At 39.4% G+C, this 25,375-nt stretch carries 32 protein-coding genes and 3 pseudogenes; 15 read left to right on the top strand and 20 right to left on the bottom strand.

Annotation, left to right across the window (positions count from 1 at the left end; translation table 11 throughout):
* Positions 1-63: 63 nt before the first annotated feature.
* From JCM19043_RS01825 to JCM19043_RS01815, 3 genes are read right to left on the bottom strand one after another with little or no spacing between them, the layout of a single operon-like run.
* Complete coding sequence (locus JCM19043_RS01825) at positions 64-543, bottom strand: hypothetical protein (protein WP_062319486.1); 480 nt, start codon at positions 541-543, stop codon at positions 64-66.
* 24 nt (positions 544-567) lie between these two features.
* Positions 568-783: a helix-turn-helix transcriptional regulator gene (locus tag JCM19043_RS01820; protein WP_062319484.1), complete on the bottom strand. Its 216-nt coding sequence runs from the start codon at positions 781-783 to the stop codon at positions 568-570.
* 9 nt (positions 784-792) lie between these two features.
* On the bottom strand, positions 793-1,266 hold the full coding sequence (locus JCM19043_RS01815; RefSeq protein ID WP_062319481.1) for a DUF2975 domain-containing protein: 474 nt from the start codon (positions 1,264-1,266) through the stop codon (positions 793-795).
* A gap of 190 nt (positions 1,267-1,456) precedes the next feature.
* Between JCM19043_RS01815 and JCM19043_RS01810 the strand changes: the two genes are divergently transcribed.
* From JCM19043_RS01810 to JCM19043_RS01785, 10 genes and pseudogenes are all read left to right on the top strand, one after another.
* Positions 1,457-2,176 carry a GntR family transcriptional regulator gene (locus JCM19043_RS01810; protein WP_062319479.1) on the top strand — a complete coding sequence of 240 codons (720 nt, stop codon included), beginning with the start codon at positions 1,457-1,459 and terminating at the stop codon, positions 2,174-2,176.
* 201 nt (positions 2,177-2,377) lie between these two features.
* On the top strand, positions 2,378-2,509 hold the full coding sequence (locus JCM19043_RS17980; RefSeq protein WP_255349917.1) for a hypothetical protein: 132 nt from the start codon (positions 2,378-2,380) through the stop codon (positions 2,507-2,509).
* Positions 2,464-2,634: pseudogene (locus JCM19043_RS18485) on the top strand (hypothetical protein); the annotation flags it as partial. The gene JCM19043_RS17980 and the pseudogene JCM19043_RS18485, both read left to right, overlap by 46 nt.
* Before the next feature lie 27 nt (positions 2,635-2,661).
* Positions 2,662-2,802 (top strand): hypothetical protein, encoded by a 141-nt coding sequence (locus JCM19043_RS17140; protein ID WP_231631352.1) that lies wholly within the window; start codon positions 2,662-2,664, stop codon positions 2,800-2,802.
* A gap of 41 nt (positions 2,803-2,843) precedes the next feature.
* Entirely contained in the window at positions 2,844-3,323 is a 480-nt protein-coding gene (gene agaV / locus JCM19043_RS01805) for a PTS N-acetylgalactosamine transporter subunit IIB (protein ID WP_062319477.1), read from the top strand.
* A gap of 22 nt (positions 3,324-3,345) precedes the next feature.
* Positions 3,346-4,137 (top strand): PTS N-acetylgalactosamine transporter subunit IIC, encoded by a 792-nt coding sequence (agaW, locus tag JCM19043_RS01800; protein WP_062319475.1) that lies wholly within the window; start codon positions 3,346-3,348, stop codon positions 4,135-4,137.
* The gene (locus tag JCM19043_RS01795; RefSeq protein WP_062319473.1) at positions 4,127-4,969 is read left to right on the top strand and encodes a PTS system mannose/fructose/sorbose family transporter subunit IID; all 843 of its coding nucleotides are present in this window, start codon (positions 4,127-4,129) and stop codon (positions 4,967-4,969) included. Before agaW ends, JCM19043_RS01795 begins: the two co-directional genes overlap by 11 nt.
* A gap of 56 nt (positions 4,970-5,025) precedes the next feature.
* On the top strand, positions 5,026-5,802 hold the full coding sequence (locus JCM19043_RS17975) for an N-acetylglucosamine-6-phosphate deacetylase (RefSeq protein WP_255349916.1): 777 nt from the start codon (positions 5,026-5,028) through the stop codon (positions 5,800-5,802).
* Positions 5,691-6,173 carry an amidohydrolase family protein gene (locus tag JCM19043_RS17970; protein WP_369813725.1) on the top strand — a complete coding sequence of 161 codons (483 nt, stop codon included), beginning with the start codon at positions 5,691-5,693 and terminating at the stop codon, positions 6,171-6,173. The genes JCM19043_RS17975 and JCM19043_RS17970 overlap by 112 nt, the downstream gene beginning before the upstream one ends.
* 10 nt (positions 6,174-6,183) lie before the next feature.
* A complete protein-coding gene (locus tag JCM19043_RS01785; protein ID WP_062319470.1) occupies positions 6,184-7,122 on the top strand; it encodes a hexose kinase in 939 nt (312 codons plus the stop codon).
* 56 nt (positions 7,123-7,178) lie between these two features.
* On the opposite strand, the gene JCM19043_RS01780 is transcribed toward JCM19043_RS01785, so the two are convergent.
* The 13 genes and pseudogenes from JCM19043_RS01780 to JCM19043_RS01730 form a co-directional block, all read right to left on the bottom strand.
* Complete coding sequence (locus tag JCM19043_RS01780) at positions 7,179-8,642, bottom strand: arylsulfatase (protein WP_062319468.1); 1,464 nt, start codon at positions 8,640-8,642, stop codon at positions 7,179-7,181.
* Between the two features lie 13 nt (positions 8,643-8,655).
* The gene (locus JCM19043_RS01775) at positions 8,656-9,765 is read right to left on the bottom strand and encodes a radical SAM protein (protein ID WP_062319467.1); all 1,110 of its coding nucleotides are present in this window, start codon (positions 9,763-9,765) and stop codon (positions 8,656-8,658) included.
* A 48-nt stretch (positions 9,766-9,813) separates the two neighbouring features.
* Positions 9,814-10,671 (bottom strand): class II fructose-1,6-bisphosphate aldolase, encoded by an 858-nt coding sequence (gene fba, locus JCM19043_RS01770; RefSeq protein ID WP_062319465.1) that lies wholly within the window; start codon positions 10,669-10,671, stop codon positions 9,814-9,816.
* Positions 10,672-10,699: 28 nt separating this feature from the next.
* Complete coding sequence (locus JCM19043_RS01765; RefSeq protein ID WP_231631351.1) at positions 10,700-11,866, bottom strand: SIS domain-containing protein; 1,167 nt, start codon at positions 11,864-11,866, stop codon at positions 10,700-10,702.
* A 153-nt stretch (positions 11,867-12,019) separates the two neighbouring features.
* Positions 12,020-12,301 carry a hypothetical protein gene (locus tag JCM19043_RS01760; protein ID WP_062319463.1) on the bottom strand — a complete coding sequence of 94 codons (282 nt, stop codon included), beginning with the start codon at positions 12,299-12,301 and terminating at the stop codon, positions 12,020-12,022.
* The gene (locus tag JCM19043_RS01755) at positions 12,292-12,867 is read right to left on the bottom strand and encodes a hypothetical protein (RefSeq protein ID WP_062319461.1); all 576 of its coding nucleotides are present in this window, start codon (positions 12,865-12,867) and stop codon (positions 12,292-12,294) included. Before JCM19043_RS01755 ends, JCM19043_RS01760 begins: the two co-directional genes overlap by 10 nt.
* Positions 12,868-12,965: 98 nt before the next feature.
* A complete protein-coding gene (gene gnpA, locus JCM19043_RS01750) occupies positions 12,966-15,122 on the bottom strand; it encodes a 1,3-beta-galactosyl-N-acetylhexosamine phosphorylase (RefSeq protein WP_062319459.1) in 2,157 nt (718 codons plus the stop codon).
* A 21-nt stretch (positions 15,123-15,143) separates the two neighbouring features.
* Positions 15,144-15,314 carry a hypothetical protein gene (locus tag JCM19043_RS17135; RefSeq protein WP_231631350.1) on the bottom strand — a complete coding sequence of 57 codons (171 nt, stop codon included), beginning with the start codon at positions 15,312-15,314 and terminating at the stop codon, positions 15,144-15,146.
* 29 nt (positions 15,315-15,343) lie between these two features.
* Entirely contained in the window at positions 15,344-16,045 is a 702-nt protein-coding gene (locus tag JCM19043_RS01745) for an ROK family protein (protein WP_231631349.1), read from the bottom strand.
* Positions 16,046-16,068: 23 nt separating this feature from the next.
* Positions 16,069-16,245 carry a hypothetical protein gene (locus JCM19043_RS16695; RefSeq protein WP_177220591.1) on the bottom strand — a complete coding sequence of 59 codons (177 nt, stop codon included), beginning with the start codon at positions 16,243-16,245 and terminating at the stop codon, positions 16,069-16,071.
* 31 nt (positions 16,246-16,276) lie between these two features.
* Positions 16,277-17,156: pseudogene (locus JCM19043_RS18480) on the bottom strand (carbohydrate ABC transporter permease).
* A gap of 14 nt (positions 17,157-17,170) precedes the next feature.
* Positions 17,171-18,061 (bottom strand): carbohydrate ABC transporter permease, encoded by an 891-nt coding sequence (locus JCM19043_RS01735; protein ID WP_062319456.1) that lies wholly within the window; start codon positions 18,059-18,061, stop codon positions 17,171-17,173.
* Positions 18,062-18,127: 66 nt separating this feature from the next.
* Positions 18,128-19,245, bottom strand: a pseudogene (locus JCM19043_RS01730) (extracellular solute-binding protein); the annotation flags it as partial.
* Positions 19,246-19,696: 451 nt separating this feature from the next.
* Between JCM19043_RS01730 and JCM19043_RS01725 the strand changes: the two are divergent.
* Entirely contained in the window at positions 19,697-20,110 is a 414-nt protein-coding gene (locus JCM19043_RS01725) for a cupin domain-containing protein (protein WP_062319455.1), read from the top strand.
* Positions 20,079-20,537, top strand: a complete 459-nt coding sequence (locus JCM19043_RS01720) for a helix-turn-helix transcriptional regulator (protein ID WP_062319453.1) — start codon at positions 20,079-20,081, stop codon at positions 20,535-20,537. The genes JCM19043_RS01725 and JCM19043_RS01720 overlap by 32 nt, the downstream gene beginning before the upstream one ends.
* Before the next feature lie 119 nt (positions 20,538-20,656).
* Here JCM19043_RS01720 and JCM19043_RS01715 read toward each other — a convergent pair whose 3' ends face one another.
* From JCM19043_RS01715 to JCM19043_RS01700, 4 genes are all read right to left on the bottom strand, one after another.
* A complete protein-coding gene (locus tag JCM19043_RS01715) occupies positions 20,657-21,109 on the bottom strand; it encodes an ASCH domain-containing protein (RefSeq protein WP_062319451.1) in 453 nt (150 codons plus the stop codon).
* A 24-nt stretch (positions 21,110-21,133) separates the two neighbouring features.
* Positions 21,134-21,688 (bottom strand): polysaccharide deacetylase family protein, encoded by a 555-nt coding sequence (locus tag JCM19043_RS01710; protein WP_062319449.1) that lies wholly within the window; start codon positions 21,686-21,688, stop codon positions 21,134-21,136.
* Positions 21,689-21,693: 5 nt separating this feature from the next.
* The gene (locus JCM19043_RS01705; protein WP_156321308.1) at positions 21,694-22,491 is read right to left on the bottom strand and encodes an RsiV family protein; all 798 of its coding nucleotides are present in this window, start codon (positions 22,489-22,491) and stop codon (positions 21,694-21,696) included.
* 202 nt (positions 22,492-22,693) lie between these two features.
* The gene (locus tag JCM19043_RS01700; RefSeq protein WP_062319783.1) at positions 22,694-23,122 is read right to left on the bottom strand and encodes a MarR family winged helix-turn-helix transcriptional regulator; all 429 of its coding nucleotides are present in this window, start codon (positions 23,120-23,122) and stop codon (positions 22,694-22,696) included.
* Between the two features lie 204 nt (positions 23,123-23,326).
* Here JCM19043_RS01700 and JCM19043_RS01695 point away from each other — a divergent pair, with 204 nt between their 5' ends.
* The 3 genes from JCM19043_RS01695 to JCM19043_RS01685 all read left to right on the top strand — a co-directional run bounded on the left by JCM19043_RS01695 (position 23,327) and on the right by JCM19043_RS01685 (position 25,367).
* Positions 23,327-24,442, top strand: coding sequence for a hypothetical protein (locus JCM19043_RS01695; protein ID WP_062319445.1), 1,116 nt, complete (start codon positions 23,327-23,329; stop codon positions 24,440-24,442).
* Positions 24,373-24,792 (top strand): methyl-accepting chemotaxis protein, encoded by a 420-nt coding sequence (locus JCM19043_RS01690; RefSeq protein WP_082394369.1) that lies wholly within the window; start codon positions 24,373-24,375, stop codon positions 24,790-24,792. The genes JCM19043_RS01695 and JCM19043_RS01690 overlap by 70 nt, the downstream gene beginning before the upstream one ends.
* Before the next feature lie 152 nt (positions 24,793-24,944).
* The gene (locus JCM19043_RS01685; RefSeq protein ID WP_062319441.1) at positions 24,945-25,367 is read left to right on the top strand and encodes an organic hydroperoxide resistance protein; all 423 of its coding nucleotides are present in this window, start codon (positions 24,945-24,947) and stop codon (positions 25,365-25,367) included.
* Positions 25,368-25,375 lie beyond the last annotated feature (8 nt).

Here is a 25,375-nt window from a genome sequence, read left to right as displayed (position 1 = left end):
TCTATTCTAGTTAAGGTCAATACTAAAGCGCTTTCGTTACTTTCGCAAGTAAAACGTGTGTCTTTACTTGCGCTTTCGATTGTGATGGTAGACAAAACCACTAATGGTGCTAAGAAAGACAATCATCAGATAACTGATTATAAAGAACAATAGAAGAATCCCTGCACCAGGTCCTGGGTCATCTGCTTGGTTGAGCATGGGAAATAGCCATGCAAATAACCCTACACTAAAGAGGAGAAATACCACCGCAAAGACGATGATAAGTAAATCGATAACATGACCTGATACTAGTTTCACTGCAACAGTAAGCGCAAACACAATCAAACCGATAAAAAGCAGGATTGTCAGCACGATACTAACGGCATTGACCGTTTCAAGGTTTATGCCTGTTAAGCGACTGATTCGTAAGGTATTGACAATCAATTCCGTGATTAAAAACCCAAACAAGGCATAGATTGCCCCAATGAACATCGTGCGTCCAAGATCATATCGTAAGTGATTTTTCTCGTTCGTCACTGCTTTTATATTCGTAGTCTGTAACATGACACGTCCCCCATTTGTAATCCGTTAATCCAATGGTTCATCTCTCACATACTCAATAATATCACCCGGTTGGCACTGAAGAGCTTCACAAATGGCCTCTAGAGTTGAAAAGCGAATCGCTTTTGCTTTACCATTTTTTAATATCGATACATTCGCCATCGTAATGCCTACACGCTCAGCTAACTCTGTCACACTCATCTTGCGCTTAGCGAGTAAAATATCTAAATGAATTTTTATCATGACGACACCTCAAATCGTTAAATCGTTCTCTTGCTTGATTTCAATCGCTTGTTTTAATAACTTTTGAAGTAAAGCGGCAAAGATGGCTATAACCATTGAAAAAAAGATAGGTAACCCACCAACCAATACGAGTCCTGGTGCATCATCTATTTCAGCAATCCCATAAACAAAGGGCCAAATGATGGTATATATCACCGCAATAGCAATGGCCGCCTGCTTGATTTGTTTTAAAGCCGTCACCGCGACTGGTGTGAATGCTTGTTGGCGGTCAATAAATTTCAACAAGTCATACGCCCTCCTTAGCGCATAGAAAAATGGGACAGCTGTCAACAGCATCCCTATCACAATTGGGTACATCAGCTGATCATAACTTGTGTTAAATGGTTGCGCAATAAGGCTATAAATTAAATAGCCGGCAAAGATAACGATGGGTGACCCAATTACGATTAAAGCAAGCTTCAACAATCGTGTCGAATATGTCATATGATCCCTCTTCTCATCATTATTTCCTTTCTATTTTAATCTAATATTTATTGTTTTTCAATAAATTATTATTGATTTTCAATAAAAACGACTGGTTTAGGTGATGTTTTCCACATTCTAATAGCTTTAAAATTTTAAACATGTTATTCTAGCTCTAAGTACTTACTAACATAGATAAGGCTGTGATAACATGGTGAATAAAAAAAATAAACTCCCTCTTTACTTACAACTGATGGAAGATATCATTAAAAAAATTGAGCAAGGGGACTATAGTGAAAATGAAAAGCTCCCATCTGAACGAGAACTTTGCGATATTTACAACCTAAGTCGCATCACTGTCCGAAATGCTCTTCAAGAATTAGAACAAGAAGAATACATTTATAAGCTTCATGGTAAAGGTACCTTTGTCGCTCCGAAAAGTTACAAACAAAAGTTAGTGAAAGTGTATAGCTTTACAGAGGAGATGAAAAAGCTCGGTAAAGTCCCGCAAACGAAGGTCCTCTCATTTGATATTGTTCCTATCGATCAACGGTTGTCACTCAAGATGCATCTTGATGTCGACCAGGAAGTCTATCGTGTGAAACGTTTGCGTCTAGCAGATAATGTGCCGTTTATTTGTGAGACATCCTATCTACCGACACATTTATTTCCGAACTTAACTAAACAAGCACTAGAAGAACGACCGATGTATTCAGTTTTTATGGATGACTATAACATGGGCGTATCACAAGCGACTGAACAGTTTTCTGTTACAAGTCTTAGGAGCGAAGAAGCTGAAAACTTACACGCAGAAATCGGCTCGCCAGCTATGTTGTTAGAACGATTGGCCTATGATAACGCAACATTGATTGAATATACTGTGAGTATTATTAGCGGGAATAAATTTAAATACACTGTTGAACTGAATTGATCAGTTCGACAGTGTATTTTTATGTCAAAGGACCTTTAATAATACACTTTCCTCCTTCCCCTAAAATATTTTCTTGAATTGTAAAGTGAAAGGCATAATCCAAAAAAATAATAATAAACTTGTTATAACCAGTTGACATTTTCACTTTAAGCGCTTACACTAATATTAACTTGTTATAACCAGTTGAAAGGAAGTGTTTTTTTGGCTCAATTAATCGTGACAGGACACGCGAATTTCTCGAGTGGCTTATTATCCTCCGTTAAATTAATTACTGGACTCGATGAAAAATTTACTGCGGTAGATTTTTTAGAATCCATGGGGCAGAAGCGTTAAATCAAGAACTACAAGCTAAAATTCAAGAAACCAACGATGATGTTTTAATTTTCACAGATTTACCAGGTGGTACCCCATTTAATCAATCCGTCTTAATTAAAACAACATTAACAGATCGAACAATCGAAGTAGTATCTGGTACAAATCTACCGATGCTGGTCGAAGCGAGCATGATGGACCAACAACCGATTGGTGTTTTACTGACATCGCTTATAAACACTGGTCAGGATAATGTTATGTATTATCAACAGAAATCAACCCAAAAAGTCACCGCTAGCGATGATGGTATCTAACGTTTAACTTACACACAACTAAACAAGGAGGCATAATCATTATGAGTACACCCAATATTTTATTAATGCGAATCGATAATCGATTAGTACACGGACAAGTTGGTATGACTTGGACAAATACATTAGGAGCAAACTTAGTCATTGTTGCTAATGATGAAGTGTCAGAAGATGAGGTTCAACAAAATCTTATGGAAATGGTCTTACCAGAATCAGCTGAGAGTAGATTTTTTACTTTAGATAAAGTCATCCGCATTATCCACAAAGCTGCTCCACGACAAAAAATTCTTCTTGTTGTAAGAACAGCTCAAGATGCACTTAAACTCGTTGAAGGAGGTGTCCCAATCAAGAAGATCAATGTGGGTAATTTGCACTTCTCAGAAGGTAAGAAACAAATTTCATCAACAGTCTCTGTCGATGAAGACGATATTAAAACGTTTAAAGAACTCGATCGTTTAGGAATTGAATTAGAAGTTAAAGGCGTTCCAAGCGATAAAGGCTTTAATCTCATGTCTAAACTATAACCGTAGAGGAGGATGAACAATTATGTTAATGGAAGCGTTGTTAATTGGTCTATGGGCTGGTATAGCCGGTATTGATCAGTTTAATGGTCTCACCCACATACATAGACCAATCGTAACAGGAGCAATTATTGGTCTAATCTTAGGCGATTTAAAACTTGGTTTAATGGCAGGGGCCACTCTAGAACTTGTATGGGCCGGTATGGTACCACTCGCTGGTGCCCAACCACCTAACGTTGTTATCGGTGGGGTCATTGGTACTGCCTTTGCGATACTCACAAATCAAGACCCAGCGGTTGCCGTTGGTGTAGCCGTGCCGTTCGCCGTAGCAGCACAAGCAATTATTACATTAATTTTTACAGGTTTTTCTCCATTAATGCACAAAATGGATGAACACGCAAAACAAGCCAATACCGACGGTATTGATCGATTGAACTATCTTCAACCTATCTTACTATTTGCTTTCTTCTTCATTATTGCCTTTTTACCAATCTTTTTCGGGGCAGAACAAGCAGCAAACATTGTGAATATGTTACCTGAGTGGTTAATTAATGGCTTATCTGTTGCTGGGGGCATTATGCCAGCTATTGGTTTTGCGATGTTATTGAACATTATGTTTAAGTGGGTGTATGCCCCATTCTTCGCCATTGGTTTTGTTGCTGTTGCTTATGGTAACTTACCTATTTTAGCTATTGCGATTGTTGGTGTGGCGATTGCTGCTTATGACTACTTTAACCAGAATAACACCAAGTTAAAAGTTGCTGGTCACTCTAATGTATCAATCGATGATGAGGAGGATTATAGCGATGGAATATAATAAAGAAAATGAAGAACTCATCAATAACGATATTCAAGACACCTCTAATGACAAAGTATTGAATAAGAAAGACTTGAATAAAATGGTTTGGCGCTCCCTTCTACTCCAAAGTTCATTTAACTATGAGCGGATGCAGGGTGGCGGTTGGACTTACAGTATTATTCCTGGGTTAAAGAAAATCCATAAGAATAAAAAAGATTTATCTAACGCCCTTCAAGATCACATGCAGTTCTTTAATACCCACCCTTTCCTTATTACCTTTATTCAAGGGGTTATCCTTGCGATGGAGGAAAATAAAGAAAAACGTGAAACTATTCGCGGTATCAAAGTAGCTCTTATGGGGCCACTTGGCGGGATAGGTGACGCCTTATTCTGGCTCACTTTACTACCTATTACCGGCGGTATAGCCGCCTCGCTCTCCTCCGAGGGGAATGTGGCTGGACCACTTTTATTCTTAATTGCCTTTAACATTGTGCACTTTGGCTTAAGATTCTTCTTAATGCATTATGGTTATGGTATGGGAACAAAGGCTATATCCATGCTAAAAGAAGGGACAAAGAAAGTGTCCCGTGCGGCTTCAATTGTTGGCCTTACTGTTGTTGGTGCCCTTGTTGCTTCTTACATCAATTTAAGACTTGATTGGACCATCCAAGCTGGTGAGATCCCGGTTGACATTCAAGGCGAAGTCATTGATGCGATCATGCCAGGATTGTTACCACTTCTTTATACTGTCTTTTGCTACTGGTTATTAAAGAAAGGAAAATCACCTCTAGCACTGATTGGTATGACCATCGTGGTTGGCTTAGCTGGTAGTTTATTAGGTATAATGTAAAGAGACAGAAAGGGCATATATATGCCTTTCTTTATTAACAATAAGGGGAGAATATTATGTCTATCGCAATAAAAGCAGGCACCGTTTACTTACATAATCAAATCGTTCACGACGGGTATCTATTAATAGATAACGGCAAATTCGTGTCATTTACTAAAGACAAACCAGATGCACACTATAACGTCATCGATTACAGCGATTACGCTATCGCACCTGGTTTATTTGATACTCATATTCATGGCTATAACGGTTATGACGTTATGGATAATGATCTAGCTGGGTTTAAAAAAATGTCTGAAGACCTTCTTTCGTGCGGTGTTACGTCATTTTTACCTACTACGTTAACAGCACCGATTGACCAATTAGATGCCGTTATTCAAACAATTGGGCCACATATGAAAGAAGTAACAGGAGCAAAAGCAAGAGGATTTTTCATCGAAGGACCATTCTTTACCGAAAAACATAAAGGGGCGCAAAATCCCAATTACTTTATGGATCCTTCCACTGATATTTTGGACCGGTGGATACAACTATCTCATCATCAGATCAAAAAAATTGCCATTGCACCTGAACGAACTGGATCACATGCCTTTATTTCATATGCTAAGAAACACCATATTAAAGTCGCACTTGCTCATACCGATGCTGATTATTCCATAGCGATGGACGCTATTAACTCAGGCGCCTCTATCTTTACTCACACATTTAACGGCATGAGTGGATTCCACACCGGGAGCCTGGCGTTGTCGGTGCGGCGCTTAATTCAGAGCATGCCTTTGTTGAAGTCATTGGCGATGGTCACCATGTCCATCCAGCTGCGATTAAAACGCTAATCAAAACGCGGGGTATTGATGAAACCGTGTTGATTTCAGACTGCATGATGGCCGGCGGAAAACCAGAAGGCCAATATAAACTTGGTGAGTTTGATGTTATTGTGAAAGACGGAAAAGCAACGATACCATCCGGAAGTTTGGCAGGTAGCATTTTAGAGTTAAAAGATGCGGTTAAAAATCTTGTTGACTGGGGCGTGGCAACGCCTCATGAAGCAATTAAAATGGCGAGCACGAGTCCTGCCAAGTCATTAGGCTTAGACGACACAGGAATCATCAAATCTGGGGCTGCTGCTGACTTTATCGTGCTTGATCATAACCTTCATTTACAAGCGACTTACATTGACGGACAATGTAAATATACGAAAGAATAGAGGACGCGACATGATATTAACTATAACGATGAATCCTTCCGTTGATATTGGGTATTCACTTGATACCCTTCAGATCAATCAAGTGAATCGTGTGTTAGAGGTGTCTAAAACAGCGGGTGGAAAAGGTTTAAACGTCACACGTGTATTAACATCACTTCAAGCACCCGTCACTGCAACCGGCGTCTTGGGCGGGGAATTAGGTACGTTCATTAAGACTGAACTTGAAAAACTTGACGTCACGGAAGCCTTTCTCACAATAGACAAACCGACGAGAAACTGTATTGCCATTATGCATGATGATGGACATCAAACAGAGATTCTAGAACCAGGTCCTTCTCTAACAAAAACAGAAGGGGAAGCCTTTTTATCTCATCTAGATGCTATACTGTCAAAAGATATCACAACCGTGACTGTCTCTGGAAGTTTACCGAAAGGACTACCCGATGACTTTTACGTTGATGTCGTGAGACATATTAACGATAGCGGTGCCAAATGTATCTTAGATACGTCCAATAAAGCGCTATTACGCGTCTTAGAAAGCAACACGAAACCATTGATCATTAAACCTAACTTAGAGGAACTTGAAGCGCTATTACATCAATCCTTACCTACTACAGATGATCAAATACAGGCGCTTCATGATAACCTTTTTAATGGCATTGATGTCATTGTCTTATCCAAAGGAAAACAAGGCGCCCTTGTGAAATGGAAAGATTCCATTTATGAGGCAACACTGCCAAGTGTGACAGCTGTCAATCCTGTCGGTTCAGGTGATGCGACGGTGGCCGGACTAGCGTTTAGTGTCAATCAACAATTAGAACCTGCTGTCTGTATTCAAACAGCGATGACAACAGGTGTACTAAATGCGATGGAGAAACAGACCGGCGCAATTAATCGAGATAACTTTGATGACATCTATCGTCAGATTACAATTACTCAAGTGTTATAGCTTAAACAACGTTAAAAAACACCTTCCTGTCTTTAATAACAGGAAGGTGTTTCCATTTATTTTTTTGCTTTTAAATGTGGTAAGCTCGGTGTAGCTTGTTTTCCAGCTATGAGTTTCTCTCCATCCGTATAGCCTTCTTCTCTTGGTGTCAACTCTTCAATTAGTTTCTGTCTTAATCTAGTGACTTTGTCTTGATACGCGTGTGTGTCGACATGATTGATACACTCTTCTGGATCATTCACTAAATCAAAGTATTGTTCTTCGCCTGATTGTGAAAACCATATATACTTTTCTTTCCCTGTTGTAATATAATGATAACTTTTTTCACCAAACTCATGCTCACCATGTAGATAATCACGCCAAGGTGCGTCTTCTTTCCTGGTGAGTGGCAATAAACTTTTTCCATCAACATGAGCTGGGATTGGGATATCCAATAGATCAAGCACGGTTGGCATTACATCTCTTAGTTCTGTCACCTTTTGCGACACAGGCATGAGCGGTGCTTTTAAATACTTTCCTGGATCAGATATAATCAACGGTACTTTCGCAGACCCCTCATAAGGTAAAGATTTTCGATATAAATGATGGTCACCCATTAACTCGCCATGATCAGACACAAAAAGAATAATCGTGTTCTGTTTTAATTGATATTCTTCTAACGCCATTAAAAATCGTCCGATTTGATGATCGATATGGGTAATCAAACCATAATAAGCAGCTTGAGCTCTTTTAAATCTTTTTTCAGGTACAATACCTTTACCGGTCACCGGGTTATAGCCTGATTTCTCATCATCTGATTGTTCCGCCCACTCACCCACTGGAGGTGCGGGTAAGTCCTCATCTAAATACATATCATAGTAATGTGGTGGCGGATCAAGAGGTGGATGTGGTCGTACAAATGACATCTTTAAAAAGAATGGCAAAGTTGGATCTCTTCGTCTTAAGAAATCAATCGAACGGGTCACGACCCAGTTCGTTGGATGCAAAGATTCGTCAAGCGCCCACGGTCTTGTGACCGTTGAGGAATTACAATCTAAGCCTAAATCAGTTAAGTCGACATCATGCCCTGCTTTATCTTTTAGCCACTGTAAATAATCATCCACTTCATTAAAAGATTCGCCTGTCTTTGTCGCTTGTTTAAACCGGTTATAGTGCATGTAGCCATCATGCAGTTCAATATGATGAAAGCCGCAAAGTTTGCGCGTCGGATAAACGTGCATTTTTCCAATCGCTTGTGTATAGTAACCCGCACTACTCAGGACTGACGGTAAAAAGTGTGAATAATCCCACGGAAGTTTGTCCTCATAGCCAACACGTCCCGTATTTTTCTGTGACATACCGGTTAATAAAGCGGCTCGTGCTGGAACACAGGAGGGTGTTGCCGCATAAGCATTTTTAAAAATCGTTCCATTTCTAGCTAATTCATCCAGGTACGGGGTATCAATGACAGGATGACCTAAAATACTTAAACAATCAAAGCGCATTTGGTCGACCATTATCATAACAATATTAGGTTTCATACGTACTCTCCTTTCATCCACTTACTTGTCCACTCTTCACCCTTTGGGCGAGTATTTCTAATGCATGTAGATGTTTATTAAAAAAGGTTTGATACGCTTCACAGTAGGCATATTTCCCACCAACTTTGTAGCGCTTACATCCACCTTTGCAGAGTGTGAGAAACGGGCAATCAAGGCAATCATCCGCTAATACGGTTTCTTTTCTAAATGCTTTTGCTGTATCAGAATGAAACAGTGACGCATAGCTTTCCTCAAAGATACTGCCTAATAAATAACAATCATCCACATAAAAATCACACGGAAAGACATCGCCATTTGCTTCTATCACAAAATAGGTGGTGCATTGCCCCGCTAAACTACAATCTTCAGGTTGTTGGCCGAGAAGAATACCGACAAAATTATCAAATAAACGATTACTGACGTAACTTCCTGACAAGTAACTGGTTAAGTACCGGTTAAATAATACCGACAATACTTTACTATACTGTTCTTGTGTCATTAATAATTTTTGTTCTTCTCTTGGGCGATTTAAGCGATCAAGACATGGGATGTACTGAATATGTTTAAAGCCTTGTTGATCAAAAAAACGGGCAACTTCATCAATATATCTGGCGGTTACTGATGTTAAGACGCAAAGAATATTAAACGGAATCTCAGCATCTTTTACTTTTTCGATATTTTTCATAATCACATCAAACGTCGGCTTGCCTGCTTTCGTTTGGCGCAACTGATTATGTATCGCTTTTATGCCGTCAACAGAGATGCCCACAAGGAAACGATACGTCTTGAAGAAATCAATCCAGTCATCGTTTATGTGATAGCCATTCGTTTGAATAGAAAAAAATACTGGAATGTTGTTGGTATTATATTTTTTAACCAAGGACATAAAGGTATAGTAAAACGGCAAACCAATGAGCATTGGTTCGCCGCCTTGAAAGGCAAATGAAATCACACGAGGATGGGCCGCCATGGCTTTTTTAATTATGACGGTCATCGTCGCTTCATTCATTTTTCCGTAGTTTTTTGTCATGCGTTGATCAGCTAGATCGTTGTAAAAACAATAATCACAATCTAAGCTACAGCTAGAGGATACTGGCTTAATTAAAATCGATAAAGCTTGCATAGTCTGCTCCTCCATTACTTAAGTGAGAAATGTCGCTGTTATAGAAACTTAAGCTTTCCCATCACTCTTACAAATACTAATCTTCTCACGCACTGTTTTTTTCATTTCTTCTTTTGCTGGTGTCATATATTTACGTGGATCGGTTGCTTCTGGGTGAGCCACTAAAAAGTCACGTAACGCTGTTGAGAATGGAATCTTGAGTTCCGTTGAGATATTCACTTTACAGCAGCCAAGTTCAATACATTTTTGAACATCTGCTTTAGAGATACCTGAAGCGCCGTGTAACACAATCGGAACATCGACTAATTGGGCGATTTTTTCTAAACGGTCAAAATCAAGTTGTGGTTCCACTTCATAAACACCGTGCCCCGTACCAATCGCAACCGCAAGCGAATCCACTCCGGTACGTTCCACAAACTCTTCTACCGTATCTGGGTCAGTATAAGCCGCTTCTTGTTCGGTAACGACTAAATCATCTTCTTGGCCCACAAGTTTACCGAGCTCTGCTTCAACTGTCGCTCCGTGCTTTTGCGCTAATTCAACTACTTGTTTTGTTAGGGCAATATTTTCTTCAAATGAATGATGCGAGCCATCAATCATGACTGATTTTGTTCCGAGTTCAAGTGACGTTTGAATACTATCGACTGTTTCATGATGATCTAAGTGTAAGGCGATTGGAATATCATTTTCCTTGGCTGCAACTTCTACAATCGCTTGAATATAAGCACGTCCCGCATAATCCATTGTACCTGGTGTTGCTGCAAGAATAACTGGCGAACGCATTTCAACAGCTGTTTCAATAACAGCTTGAACTGTTTCCATGTTATGAATATTAAAAGCTGGTACCGCATATTTCCCTTTTTGTGCATCTAGTAACATCTGTTTTGTATTGACAATTTGACTCATGTTCTCACACTCCATTTCTAATAATTAGTTAATCGGATAAATGGTAACACCTGAACGACGCGATTGACAAGGCCACTAGGCTCGGATTATCTGGCGTAATACTTAATTTCAACGAATTTTTCATCGCTAAGACTTGCGGGAAGATAATATAAACTAAAGCAAGACTAAAGTCATTTACTTCCGGTCCTTTTTCTACATCTAAATGGATCACGAAATCCGCTCGCTCACTTACCCAGTCATCGTGTTGATAATCAACAACGGCAATCTTTATACCTGAATTGTCATTGGCAAGTTCATTCAATAAATCCCTATCGTATTGTCTTGTATAACTATCCTGCGACATGAACATAACGACTAAAGATTGGTCATTTAGTATCGATTTAGGTCCGTGTCTAAACCCTAATGAGGTTTCATACGTCGCCGCTACTTTACCTGCGGTCAGTTCAAGTACTTTTAGTGCCCCTTCATGTGCCAGTTGACCTAATAAGCCTGACCCTAAAAAGACCATCCGCTCATAAGATTGTTCTAAAACGACATCGACATAGTCACCCACCACATCAAGTAATTGCTCTGCTTGTTTAATACTTTGTTCAATCACCGCTTCGGTCTCGGTCTCACTGAACAATGAATAGGCCGTTACCATCATCGTCGTAAAACTACTTGTCATCGCAAAACTCTTATCATGAGCCTCGGGGGGTGTTAGGATGAGTAAACTTTTATCGTCACCCTTCGTATTAACCGCCAGTTGTCCTTCACTGTTACACGTGATGACGACTTGATAAAAATCATCAATGATACTTTCTGTCACATTAACAGCCGCCACACTTTCAGGACTGTTACCCGATCGGGCAAATGATACGAGCACCGTTGGGACATGTGCTTTTAGATAGGCATAAGGGTTTGACACAATATCTGTTGTCGCAATCGATTCAAACGTAAAGGTACTCTCAGTTGTTGATTGATTCAATTCAGGCGTTAACGTATCACCCGCAAAAGCAGATGTTCCGGCACCAGTAAAGATGACCCTAACATGTGCATGCTTTTCTTTTAACTGCTGAATAAACCTTTGGTGGGTGTCTTTTTGTTCAGCTAACGTTGTTAACATCTTTCTCCAAACATGTGGTTGTTGATCAATCTCAGAAGCCGTGTGAACAGCTCCTAACTTTTCTAAGTCTTGCTCTGCAAGATTAAACATGGAAGCCCTCCTTATGGTTATGTCGTCATAACCAGTTAGTATATTTTTTGAGCGCAATTAAATTGCGCCCATTTTTCATCTCTATTTATTATGTGGTTATAACCAGTTGAGTCTATTGTATCGCGACCTTGTTTATTTGTAAACTCTTTTTCGTTATTCACACGTTAAATATATGAGTGACGCATCATCTTTTGGTTTCATTCGCGGATAAGTCTCACAAATTCCGTCCGCTTCTTCTCTTATTCTTAACCGATCAATGACTTGATGCACACTCGTTTGTTTCATTTGTTGAACCATATCTACCGCATCCGTCGCGAGATTTACATCTGTATAATAGCTATCCACCCCATCACTAAATAACCAGACCGATTGAACATCTTGATAGTTAAGGACACGTTTTAAGCCTTTATCGATATAATCTGTTGTTATATCCATGCTGCATAGCCATTTGGTTTATTTTTTAATTGGCGGTTATTTAATAACAATGGATGGATGACTTTCTTTGCTTCCGTCATCGAGATGCCCTCTTCTCTTACGAGTACTTGCATCTGATGAATAATACCACGATCTAATTCTGTTGCCCGACCGTCGTGTACAACTTCATAGCGACCATCCTTATATTCAATAACCGCGGTACAGTCACCGAATGATTCAATGACCAATTCCTCGCCTATTTTTCTTAATAAGATGATGGCCGCAGATGGCAATTGTTCTTCGCGATAGTCTTCACTATGAATATACGCACGTAATTTTGAGCGTAGATCATTGGAAAGATTCTGAAACAGGCGCGTACTTTCTATGGCAACATCATGTGTTAATGTTTCGTTTAAGTATTTGGTGGCATGTTCGACAAACCAGACGGTGTCTGATAAATACTGATCGATAAGTCCCGTTGTGAGGCCTGTTGCTCCGTCCATCACATAGGCATAGTTTTCACCAAAGCCAATCCGGTCCTCTTTACAACGGTTCCCACGATCATTGACATAATCAATGATTCTCACACTACCCCTCCTCATCACTGTCTTGATTCAAACGTTTATATTCATTCAAATTCTAATGATGCGTGTATGAAAAGACATACACGCATCTGTTTTATTTCTTATATTTCAAACCATTGATAGCCCATTGGTGCGAGCGTAACATCGATAACCATACCATTCGGCTTCGTCACTTGCGTCACTTGTTCTTCATAAGCGTTATTAATAACGACAAAGGTACCCGATTCTGGATAAGCGGCACATTCCGTATAAATATTCGTCGTATGCCACTCATGGAAGACGTCTTCTTTAGAAGCCGCCCAGTATAAGGCACGTTTTAATAACCGGGCATTTTCTGGTGAATAAGGTAAGCCTGCTAAATATACCGCTCGTCCGTCACCAAATGTATTGGTCGCTAACTTAATATCATCTGCCTCAATATCTAGTACGGTAGCTGATTTTGATGTTTGATACACGTAGCGTGTACTTTCACCGTAATTAATCGCCTCGTGTTGATCTTGTAAAATAAAGTGATCAGGTGTTCGTTGGTCATTATACTTATCTTTACTCAAGCTAAAGCCGATTTCTTTTTGAACACCGAGCACATCTGGTAACTGGAAGAACGCGCCTTGATGTTCATATGACGTCGGTTCTCCCACACCGATAAAACCACCGCCACATTGGACGAAAGCCCGGATTTTCTCGACAACTTCTGGGTCTTTCCAGTAATCGTCACCAACCCAAGACGTACGCGCTTCACCGGCATTAATGATAACGCCAATGTCATCTGAAATACCGTCTGCTTTAATATCTTCAAAGCTAATAAATTCTACTTCAAACGGTAGGCCGCTTAGCGCTTCTAAAATGCCGTAATAAGAATAACATTGTTTATACCAAATAGCGTGGTGTACATGGTGACTCATCCATTTCCGTTGACCACCCCAACTGTTTAATATCGCTACTTTAAACGGTGCAACATAAGGATCGGCCTCTTTCACATGATCATGCATATCTCTAAATTCATCCGTAATTTCTTCCACGCGATCAACAAAGTCTGGGAAATCTAAAGCAAGTGATAAATAACCACCATAACCCATCCGTTGAATCGGTTTTCTCAAAATCGCACGTCTTGATTGAAGCCAGTTCTGATTCGCTTCAATGACTGGATTGTTATGTTCGTTAAAGGTATCTGGGAAGAAGTAAGGTAAAAAGCGTCCTTCATGATAGTCAACATGTGGGATATCGGCAATCATCCGTAACGTCGTCCCGTCACCAACGGAACCCACAACCGCATCTAAGCCGATGTTCTTAAAGTACTTTCCGTATGGTTCTGTACCAGCCCAGTGGTCACCTAAAAACATCATCGCTTCTTTCCCATAGCTATGAATAATATCCACACACTCTTTGGCTAATTCACTAACAAACTTCGACTGAAAATCAATCCAATCTAGGAAGGCTTTTTTAGGCATCCGAAACGGTGAGTTATAATAACCTTGGTCAACAAAGTCTTCCGCGGTTAGTTTATAGCCTTTTTCTTTTTCAAAAGCTTCAAGCGCTTTAGGACTAACCGTTGCTCCGTAACCAAACCAATCGACATATTTTTCTTCTCGTACATCGTTAAATACGAGAGTAAAGTTATAAAAGAACGTGGTGATTCTCACAACATCTGTATCAGGATGCTCATCTAACCATGTCCGTAATCTCTCTAAAATATAGTGTCGTGTTTTTGGGTAACGAGGGTCGTACGGCATTTGATGCTCGGTTGTCCAGTCATTGGTAATGTGATTGTACATATGAACGGGATCCCAAATTTGGTAGACCAATACGTTAACCGTATAACGGTGCCATAATTTTGCGTCTGTGACTTTTACTTCTTCTGTCTCTTCTAAGTACTCCCACTGATCGGTTGAGACGACTTCTCCCGTTGTCCGATCAATGACTTGCCACCACTTTTTCGGATCATTGTCCGTATCCGGTTTTAATTGATCTTTAAAATAACCTGCTAATATTGGTATCGTTATCTCTTCTTCTGTTGCGGTAACGGGTTCTGACATTATGAACATATGCTGAAGTTCATCTAGATTTTCTTTCGCAAAATCTTGGTCTCCTCGCGTAAAGAAATATTTTGAGTAAACCTTATCTGCTTCTTTTTTTATTACGTCAGGAATCTTCGTTCCATCTGAATCCCTCACGGCATCAGCGCCCCAGCGCTTCACAATTTTTTTAATCTCTTCATCCATACCTTCTTGTGCCGGTAAGGTCACACGTCCTTTAGTCATGTTTCTTCTTCCTCTCCTACTTTAGATTCCGTTACTATTATCAAATACCATTAATCCAGCTCCGATAATGCCTTGATTTGAACCAAGTTGACTGACGTAGAGTTGATCCAACAAATGTTTTTGCTCTTCTAACATATCTATTTGAAGACGCTGTTTTAACAAATCTAAAATAACGGGATTATACATCGCCACACTGCCGCCAAAAACGATGCGATGGGGGTCTAGTAGCTATTAATCATATAAATCCCTTGCGCCAAATGATCAATAAATTGGTTCACGAGTTGTTTTGCCTCTGGTTGTCCTTCATAGTAATGTTTAAAGAGCGTTTTTGCTTCTGCTGATTCATCCACACATATTTTCTTTGCTTTTTGACTTAAAGCAGGACCAGCTGCGACTTTTTCTAGTGGGGCTCTGCCATGATCGGTACAAATAGGAATGAGGCCAATCTCACCTGCAAAGCCTGCGCCACGGATAAAACTTCCAGCATCGATAATCGCACTCGAAATACCGGTACTCACTGTAACATATACCATCAATTCATCGATTAATTGATTATCTTTCCATTCAGCATACGCTGCCATATAGACATCGTTATCAATCACAATGTGATCGATATCTAAGACTTCCTTTAACCTGTCCACTACCGGGAAGTTTTTCCACGGGATATTATTTTGGAACACGGCGATGCCATTGTCACGATCGACTTTACCTGGAACACCGACACCAATGCCTTTCAATTGTTCTTTCGGTAGACTACTACTACTTAAAAGTTCTTCAATACAATCAATCACACATTGAAACATTGTCTCTCTTGTTTCTGTTTGACTGGGTGCCATTTTCTGATCAATGACATCGCCATTTTCATTAATTAAACCGCAAGCGACTTTCGTTCCGCCTATATCAACACCAATAGAATAATTCACCTGTCATCCCCCCACCTATATTTTTATAAATATTTCCGGTTGTAATTCCACAATAAAACTAAGAGACCTGTTAAACCGACGAGTTGCATCAGTAAATACATGTGTCCGATTGTTCTTTGTCCGATAATCACCATAGCGATAAAAACGACAAAGAGAACCGCTTTTATAGCTAGAAATATTTTTGTTTTATTTTCCTCCATATGTGATACACTCCTCTTCTTTAAGCGACTATTATCCTTTGACACCACCGACAGTCATACCTTGCGTGAGACGCTTTTGAACGATAATATATAAAATCAAGGTTGGTAACATAACAATGACCATACCGGCATACATCGGTCCGTAATTAACCGCTGCCCGGTCGGCTGCAAGTAAGTTTAATAGCCCCACTGGTAATGTTTTTTTGTCTCCCGGAATTAATGTAAGTGCTAAAATATATTCGTTCCAAAATAGTAAGAAGTTAAAGAGGATCACAATGATAATACTTGGCTTAGCCATCGGTAACATAATTGAAAACATCGTTCTAAAATAACCGGCTCCGTCAATATTCGCTGCCTCTTCAAAGTCAGAAGGTAACGTTTCAAAATAACTCGATAATAAAAAGATGGTAAAAGGTAACGCTGTTACCGCATAAATAAGTGCTAAAACGACCAGGTTGTTAAGGAAAAAGCCCTCATCAAATAGTGTTCGCAGTGATTGATCCCAGCCTAGTAGCATTAAAAAGATCGGCACCGTGATATAACTAACATTAATAAATAAGCCTGCTTTCACAAAACCGTTAATAAATTTACTACCGACAAACTTAAAGCGTGATAATACATATGCGGCTGGTAAAGAGAGCACGAGTAAAAACACAAGGCTAAACTTGTTACCACAATGGAATTTAAAAAGTAATCGCCCATACCGGCTTCTACAAACGCTTCTCTAAAGTTTCAAAATGAAACCCGTTTGGTAGGGCCCACGGACTGCCATAGAATTCTTGATTTTCTTTTATCGATGCCATAAACACCCACGCAACCGGGATAATAATAACGATTGCCAGTGTGATTAACGCGACATAAATAAAAATTTTATATAACGTATCTGTATTTAGTCGTTTTTCCTGTTTCATCAGTGATCCCTCCCTTAAAACTCAAGTACTTCTCGTTTAGTAATGCGACTAACGACAGCTGCAAGTACGAAAGAGAACGTAAAGACAACAACACCAATCGCCATACCATAGCCATAGGTTGAATTACTATAAGCTTGTGAGTACATGTAGGATAAGAAAACCTCTGTTGAACCGTCTGGTCCACCACCAGTCATAGCCGTTACAAGTAAAAAGCTTAAGTTAATCGTACTAATAATATAGAACGTTAACGTTGTTCTTAAGTTATTCCAAATAAGTGGTAGCGTAATGGCAGAAAACTGTTTAAACTTACCCGCTCCTTCAATCGAAGCTGCTTCATAGTAACTTTCCGGTATACTGGCCATCCCTGACATATACATCACCATATAGTAACCAATCGCTTGCCATACAAGCGCGCCAACTAAACTATAGATGATGATGTCTTGATCGCCTAACCACTGTTGTTGCCACTGATCTAGTTTGAATAGACCAAGTACACTATTAAGTAAACCTGTTCTCGGGTTATAAATCGCTGAAAAGATACCTGCGATAATAACGACAGATAGAATATTTGGAATGTAAAAAATAATTCTAAAGAAATTCGTCGCAAAGATTTTTTCTTTTGTTAGTACTGACGCAAAAAATACAGCAATCACAATCGTAATAACCGCCACTAAAACAATTAATAAGACGGAGTTTTGAAATGATTGGATGAAATTCATATCATTCCAAAGCACTTTAAAATTATCAAAACCTATAAAGGTTTTATTACCGGATAATCCTCCCCAGTTATATAAGGACATCCGAAATACCTCAAAGGTTGGAACGACCATAAATAATGAAAACAGCACTAAAGCTGGGGTAATACATGTAAAAATAAAGATATTTCTTGATCGGTTTCTATTCATTGGATTCACCTCATTCATAAAGATTGGGCGGACAAGGCCGCCCAGTCTTTTTGATTAGATTTGTTAATTCATTGCGGGACGTAAGCTATCATTGGCACTTTCTAGTGAATTGATCCACTCTTCGACTGTGACACGTCCACTCATCACACTGTCAATTTTCACATATAACTCATCGCCAATATTGACACCCGGTACAGGTTCCGTTGAGGCGAAGGTTCCCATCGCTGGAAGTACATCATTTGAATAGATACTATAGAAGAACGCTTGCTCGTCATCCATCATATTCACAATGCCTTCAATTGGTTGAGCCGCACCAGCTGCTAAGAAAATTTCAGCTGCTTGATCTGAATAAAGGAAGCTAATAAATTCTTTACCGCCTTCGACGTTCTCAGCTTGTGATGGCACCCAAATTTGTTCAAAGAAAGTGAACGCGTAGCGCGTATCTCCTTCTTCAAAGGCAGGTACTGGCATCATGCCCCATTCAAAGCCATCCGCGCGAGGTGCTTCTGCCATTTCTCCAACAACCCATGTACCGTTTGGCATAAAGATCGCTTCATTATCTAGTACCAGTTGCTGATTTCGTACGAAATCATTCGGATTCGCATTCGCCACTGTATCAGGATGTGTATAATCAGCTAGTTTTGCGATGGTTTCTAATACACGTGACGCTTCTTCTGACTCCCAAATACCTTCTTCGTACGTCATTGCCGCATTAAATAAATCGACGTCACCTGAAGCATACAACATGGATCGAAGTAACGTATCAAAGTAACCCGCTACAGAGTAAGTGAATAGGTAAATATCTTCTTCTAACGCTTTCTCACCTAATTCAAACATCTCATCCACGTTGTTGGTGCTTCCCAGCCATACTCTTCTAAAAGTTGCGCATTATAGAAAAGACCGGTTGGACTATAGAACATTGGCGCTAAATAAGTTTCATCATCCGCATACGGATTCGTTGCTAATGTATCTGTGAAACCGTCAAGTAATTTGTCTTCTACTGTGACTTGTTCACCGAAGACGTTCATCGCCAACATGTCATCTAATGACGCTAACGCATTTTCTTTAATCATTGTTTCGGTTAAACCTTCTTCACGATCGGTCGCAAGTAAGAATACATCTGGATATTCGCCTGCTTGCATATTCGGTCGCATAACTTCTTCGATATTGCGTTCAATCGTTAAATCAACGGTCACATTACCGTGCGCTTCTTCATACGCAGCGATAATATTCTCCCATACTTCGACGCCATAAGCAGATTCTAGCGCTGCCACGTGAAGTGTTTCTGGTTCTGCTGGTTCTTCCGTATCTCCACTCGGTTCTTCTGTATTATCATCCCCCGTTGTATCTCCACCTGTATCAGTGTCTTCACTACTGTCACCGCATGCGACTAAACCTACGAGCAACATAAACATCAACGCTAAAAGAATGTGTTTCAATTTCATTTCATCTACCTCCTTGGTATGTTATATCTTTATGATACGTTTTTTGATAACGCTTCCACAATAAACATCTTGTTAGTTTTTTTAGGATTATTGCTTTTTTGCATTTTAGTTGTAAAAAGAACGAAAAAGCGTTAAGGTATTCATAGAAAAGTATAGTTGTTATAACCAATTTTTTCATGAGGTGATTACTATGGCACATGATTTTTATCAATTAATGAACAATAAAAAGGAAGCGTTATCATTTAAACTTCTTTACATTACCCACTCAGAATACGATAAGAACTGGCACAGTTTAACCCATACCCACCACTTTACTGAGTTATTTTATATCGTCAGCGGTAAAGGATCCTTCGTCTTACCGACACATGAAATATCGGTGCAGAAAAATGATTTGATCGTGATTAACCCTAACGTTGAACATACCGAACGTTCTAATTTCAAAGACTCATTAGAATATATTGCTTTAGGCATTGAGGGCATTGCCTTTACCTTAACCGATAATGACCCCTATGGGTTATTTACGTATCAAGATGATCAAGACGATATTCTGTACCAACTAAAAAAATTGCTCTATGAAGTTGAAAAAAAAAGACGTACGCTATGAGCACGTCTGCCAAAACATCATTGAAATTCTCATTGTTAAATTACTCCGATCTAAAAAACTATCGATTGAAAAAAGTGAAGCGAAACAACTTAGTCATGCAATTGCCTTAGCCAAATACTACATGACACAAAACTTTCATGATCCGATTACGCTCGATATCTTAGCACGTATTAGTAATATTAATAAGTATTACCTTGTGCATTTGTTCAAAGAAGAGCTTGGGATGACACCAATTGCTTACCTTAATAACTTGCGGATAAACGAAGCAAAACATCTATTAGCGACAACAACGATGACTGTGGGTGAAATTTCACATATTACCGGGTTCTCATCGCAGTCTTTTTTCACGCAAGCATTTAAGCGCGAAACAAGCATGACGCCTTCGTCTTATCGCCAGCAACAATTTGAACTAACTGAGAGCCATTAGCCAACAACAGGCGAGTCGCTTGTATCAAGAAATACGTACACGCTTTAGTTTACGTATATAAATTAAACAACCCTTAGCGATACACGCATCACTAAAGGTTGTTTTTTCATCTATAGTGACTAGAATACACGGACAAATCGTTCACATACGACAGGGATCTTTTCGTGAAATGTCTGATTGATCTCTTCAAGTTCTTGTTTAAAGAATGTCTCATGAACATCTCGCCAATATGCTAGACTCCTATCTCCTTCGCCCTCTAAGAATGCATGGGCGGCAGTGACTTCATCGAATGGACAAATCTCTACACGCGTTGTTTCAATAATTGCGACCGCTTTTCCGTCACCATCTAAGATGACACTATAGTCACCGACTTTCGGTAATGGCTCATTCTCCACTTCATACAGGGCAAAGTTTGAGGCAGTCGCTGTCTTGATTCCTTTTATGACTAAGTCACTTAATTCATCTGCCACCTCTTTTCCGTACCCGAACGCCCAAGCTTGGTAATCATCTTTTACGATTGGGTGCTTGACTTTAAATTGATTCCATAAACTAACGACTGAATGTTGATCCATGATCTTTCACCCTTTCTTATACTTTTATGACTTTTTATCATGTATCCTTAAGACTTTAGAGACTTCAACAGATGTATAACCTCGTTCTTCAAGGTAGGGTAACACAAGTTCCAATGCTTCAATCGTTGTCGCATGAATATCATGCATCAATATAATGGCTCCTGGTTTTAAGTTTTCTTTCACTTCTGCCAAAATCGCATCGGGATCTTTCGTTTTCCAATCCAATGTGTCAATCGTCCATAACACTGTTGGCACATCGACGTATTGTTCCACACGAGTGTTTGTCGACCCATACGGGGGTCTAAAGACGGTGGACGCCTGACCATTAATGTTCAGCAAAGCTTGATCCACGCGATTGACTTCTTCTTGAATAGCCGCATCACTAATCTTAGTTAGTTGCTTATGATTCCATGTATGGTTACCTATTTCATGTCCGCGCTTAAAAACTTCTTGAACAAGGTCTGGATAGAAGTCAATGCGACTGCCTAGCATGAAAAATGTGGCTGTCATGTCATACTTCTCTAATAGTTGTAGGGCCTTTAATGTATTCTCTGGATGTGGCCCATCATCAAAGGTCAAGGCTACTACTTTTGTTTCTTGTGAGTTTTCTTCATCGTCATGATCATCAATGTCTGTTTGTTCCTCATCAGGGCACCGGATGTTGTGTCACCAGTTGATATGTCGTTTTCTATTTCAATATTTAATCGCGCGCGCCAGTCCTCTTTTAAGAAAGTATGAAAGTCAGATAGCGGTAAAGCTATCTCCGGAGAACCCGCTGCTCCTGCAGTTACCTCGTACTTATCAAACGTGAACATAAGCGCATCTTCTGTCACATATAGATTTGACAAATCCGTCTCTTGTTTCCACTCTAGCAACGCTTCTTCAAAAAACATATCTTGATAATCTGGTGACGATTCAAAAGCTTTTTTTAGCTGTTGATGCACGTCGTCATACATTTCCGTCGACTCTTCAAATAGGGTCTGAGCAGAGATCGTGGCATTTTTCTGTAAATCTACCATAAACACCTTTGAAGACTGACGGCCATTTGCCCCAGCAACATAACTTTCTGCATTAAATACAAACGAATATAACGTTTCATTCACTTGGTATATATCGAATGTAAGATAAAAGTTTGCTTGCCATTGTCTTTCTTCTAAGTAAGGCTGGTTTTGTTTCACTTCTTCTAAGAATTCCTCTTGTTTTTGATTGACATACGTCAGAATCTGTTCAGTTAATGGCTCATCTTCAAATACCGGACGGTGAATCGCCATATGATAGTTTGGGTCTTCTATTACTTCTGTACCAATATTGATGCCGGGATAATGTGATTGTGTCACTTCCTCGGTTGCTTTCACTTGTTTGTCTGTGTCACTTTCGGTCACTATTAAAGAGAACGTTAACCCCACTAATAGTAACAATAAAAAACTAATGTTGCATAAACCTTCTGGATGACTGTCATGTAAACCCCTCTTTAATCTGCTAATCTATATATCACTCATTAAACTATCTTAGCAAATAATAGAAAGAACCACGATACATCCTTATTACTAATTTTAAAGTGAATAATATAAGTTTCTCAATTGATCATTGCGTTTCTTGCATCAACTTAGCTAGAATGGCCTTCAATTGATGATACTCTTCTTCTGATAGTTTCGTTCCTTCTATAAATTTCATCGGGATTTCTTCCGCTAGATGTTCTTTTTCTTTTCCTAAGGCGGTTAATTCAACTTCTACTACTCGTTCATCTTCCGTTGAACGTCGACGTGTTAAGATACCGCGCTCTTCCATACGCTTAAGCATGGGTGTAAGCGTACCAGAATCTAAGTATAACCGTTTGCCTAATGCTTTTACTGTAATCATTCCTTCTTCCCATAAGACAAGAAGAACTAAGTATTGAGGGTATGTCACATCAAGTTCTTTTAATAACGGTTGATAACGCTTCGTCATCTCACGTGTCGCCGCATAAAGCGGAAAACATATTTGATTATCTAATTTTAATTGGTCTTTAGCCATATCAATCACCTCTTCAATAAATAGTTTATCACACACTTCAGGATTCATTGTATAATAGAAAGTCTTCAACTATTATATTTTTTTGTTAATAGCACGTAAACACGCTTCACATTGATTGTATTTTTCCGATACTACTAGTGGTATCAATTAAACAATTAAGTTACCTAATTAATACAATAGGTAGATAGACAGGAGGACATATTTATGCATACGATTCAAGATCTACAATACAAAGACCTCACTCAGAAAAACTTACTGGCCATCTTAGCTTTTTCATTTTCACTCGTGAGTGGCGGAGTCATTGCCCTTTTAGATGGTTTGATGATGAAAGGCTTGCTTTATGTTAGTGAGATTATTCTCTTATGGGTAAGTTTTTTCTTATTACGTTACCTATTTAAGAAACCCATGATATTCCCATACATTCTCGTCACGTCAGGTTATCTATTTACCATGACAGGTGCTTATTTATTCGGTAGCAGCTTATCGATTACGCTAATCTTTTTCTTCTTACTGTTCCTATCGACGCTTTATTTACGAAAAGTAATTTTTATCATTGGCAGTGTACTCGGACTCCTTGGTATTTATATTAATACAATCGCTGCACCAGATGCGTTAGTCATCTTGACTGATAACTTAACATTTACGATAGCTACATACTTTTTAGCGGGAATTGTTGCGTTTTTACTTATTGTTCTAAACAATAAGCAACAAAAAACATTGGAACAGATTCTCATTGAGAGTGAGGAAGCAAAAAATACTGAAGTTCATCAACACCAACAATTAGAATCCCACGTTGAAACCATTGTGAGTGCATTAACAACGATGAACGAACATATTCATAGTAACCTTGATTCGCAAGGAGAAATGGCGATGGCGATTCAAGAACTCGCTGAAGGTAGTGCCGATCAATCCGAGAAAATCTCTGATATTGATGCCTACCAAAAAGAAACGATGCGTGAAACACAAGCGATGTTAACAGAAACCGATACGTTGGAATCTCTGGTGAAGTCGTCGACTGAAACAGCGAATGAAGGCAATCAATTACTTGATAGCTTGGTCAATAATACGAAACAATTACTCGGTTACTTTAAAGAGATGAATGAAGCGTTTAACCTCCTCTCGATAAAAATTAAAGAAACGAATAGTTTTTCAGATAGTATTATCGATATTAGTGAACAAACGAACCTCTTGGCTTTAAATGCCTCTATTGAGGCGCCCGAGCGGGCGAAGCGGGTAAAGGCTTTGCGGTTGTGGCTGATGAAATTAGAAAGCTTGCTGAAAACAGTAACCATGCGGCCGAAAATATTACCGCAAACTTAAAAGAAGTGAACGACACACACGAGTTCACTCTCGAAAAAATGACCCAAAACTTACAAATGAGTGAAGATAATTTAAAAAAAGCCACCGATGTAGACCAAGCTTTCACTAAGCTTGGTAGCTACTTAACCAACTTACGCGAACAATTTAGTGCTTTCCAAGTCATCGCAGAAAAAGTTGAAGGTAACACAAATCATGTCAGCGACCGCACAAGTGAACTCGCTGCTATCATTGAACAATCGTCTGCAAGTTTAGAAGAAATGAGCGCAACAGTTGAAACATTAAACAAGCAAAACAAAACGATTGCTGACGATATGAAACGCACGGAATCAGCAGCTAAACAGATTGTTTAATAATATAAGGTGCTCTCGCCTTATTAAAAATAGTTTTAACACTCTTTCCCGATCTCAAACGAGATCGGGATTTTTTAAGCGTTCAAGTTGCTTTCGTTAAATTAATTGTGTACAATTAATTTGTAAACAATTAAATTAGGAGGTTATTCATTATGGGACTACCACTTTATACCGCAAAATCAACCGCTTCAGGCGGCAGAAAAGGGGTTGTTAAAACATCTGATGGACAAATGGAACTCGCGTTATCATTACCTAAAGGCTTAGGTGGAAAAGAAGAAGCTGGGACAACGAATCCAGAACAACTCTTCTCCCTCGGTTATGCCGCTTGTTTTGACAGTGCACTGCAGCTCGTGGCAGGACAAGCAAAGAAACAAATCACATCAGAAGTGACCGCAGAAGTAAGTATTGAGAAGAAATTAAAAGGCTTTGGATTAAGCGTGAAACTGACCGCTGAAATGACCGGGGTTACCCAAGCAGAAGCTGAAGAGTTAATGGAAAAGGCGCATCAAGTGTGTCCTTACTCACGTGCAATCGATGGCAATGTACCGGTTAAGAAAAAAGCCATCGCTAAATAGGAGGCCAC

Source organism: Halolactibacillus sp. JCM 19043 (assembly GCF_001310395.1).
In the GTDB taxonomy this organism is placed as follows: Bacteria; Bacillota; Bacilli; order Bacillales; family Amphibacillaceae; genus Halolactibacillus; species Halolactibacillus miurensis.
The sequence above is the reverse complement of the archived record's forward strand: the minus strand, read 5'-3'. Positions and strand labels throughout refer to the sequence as shown.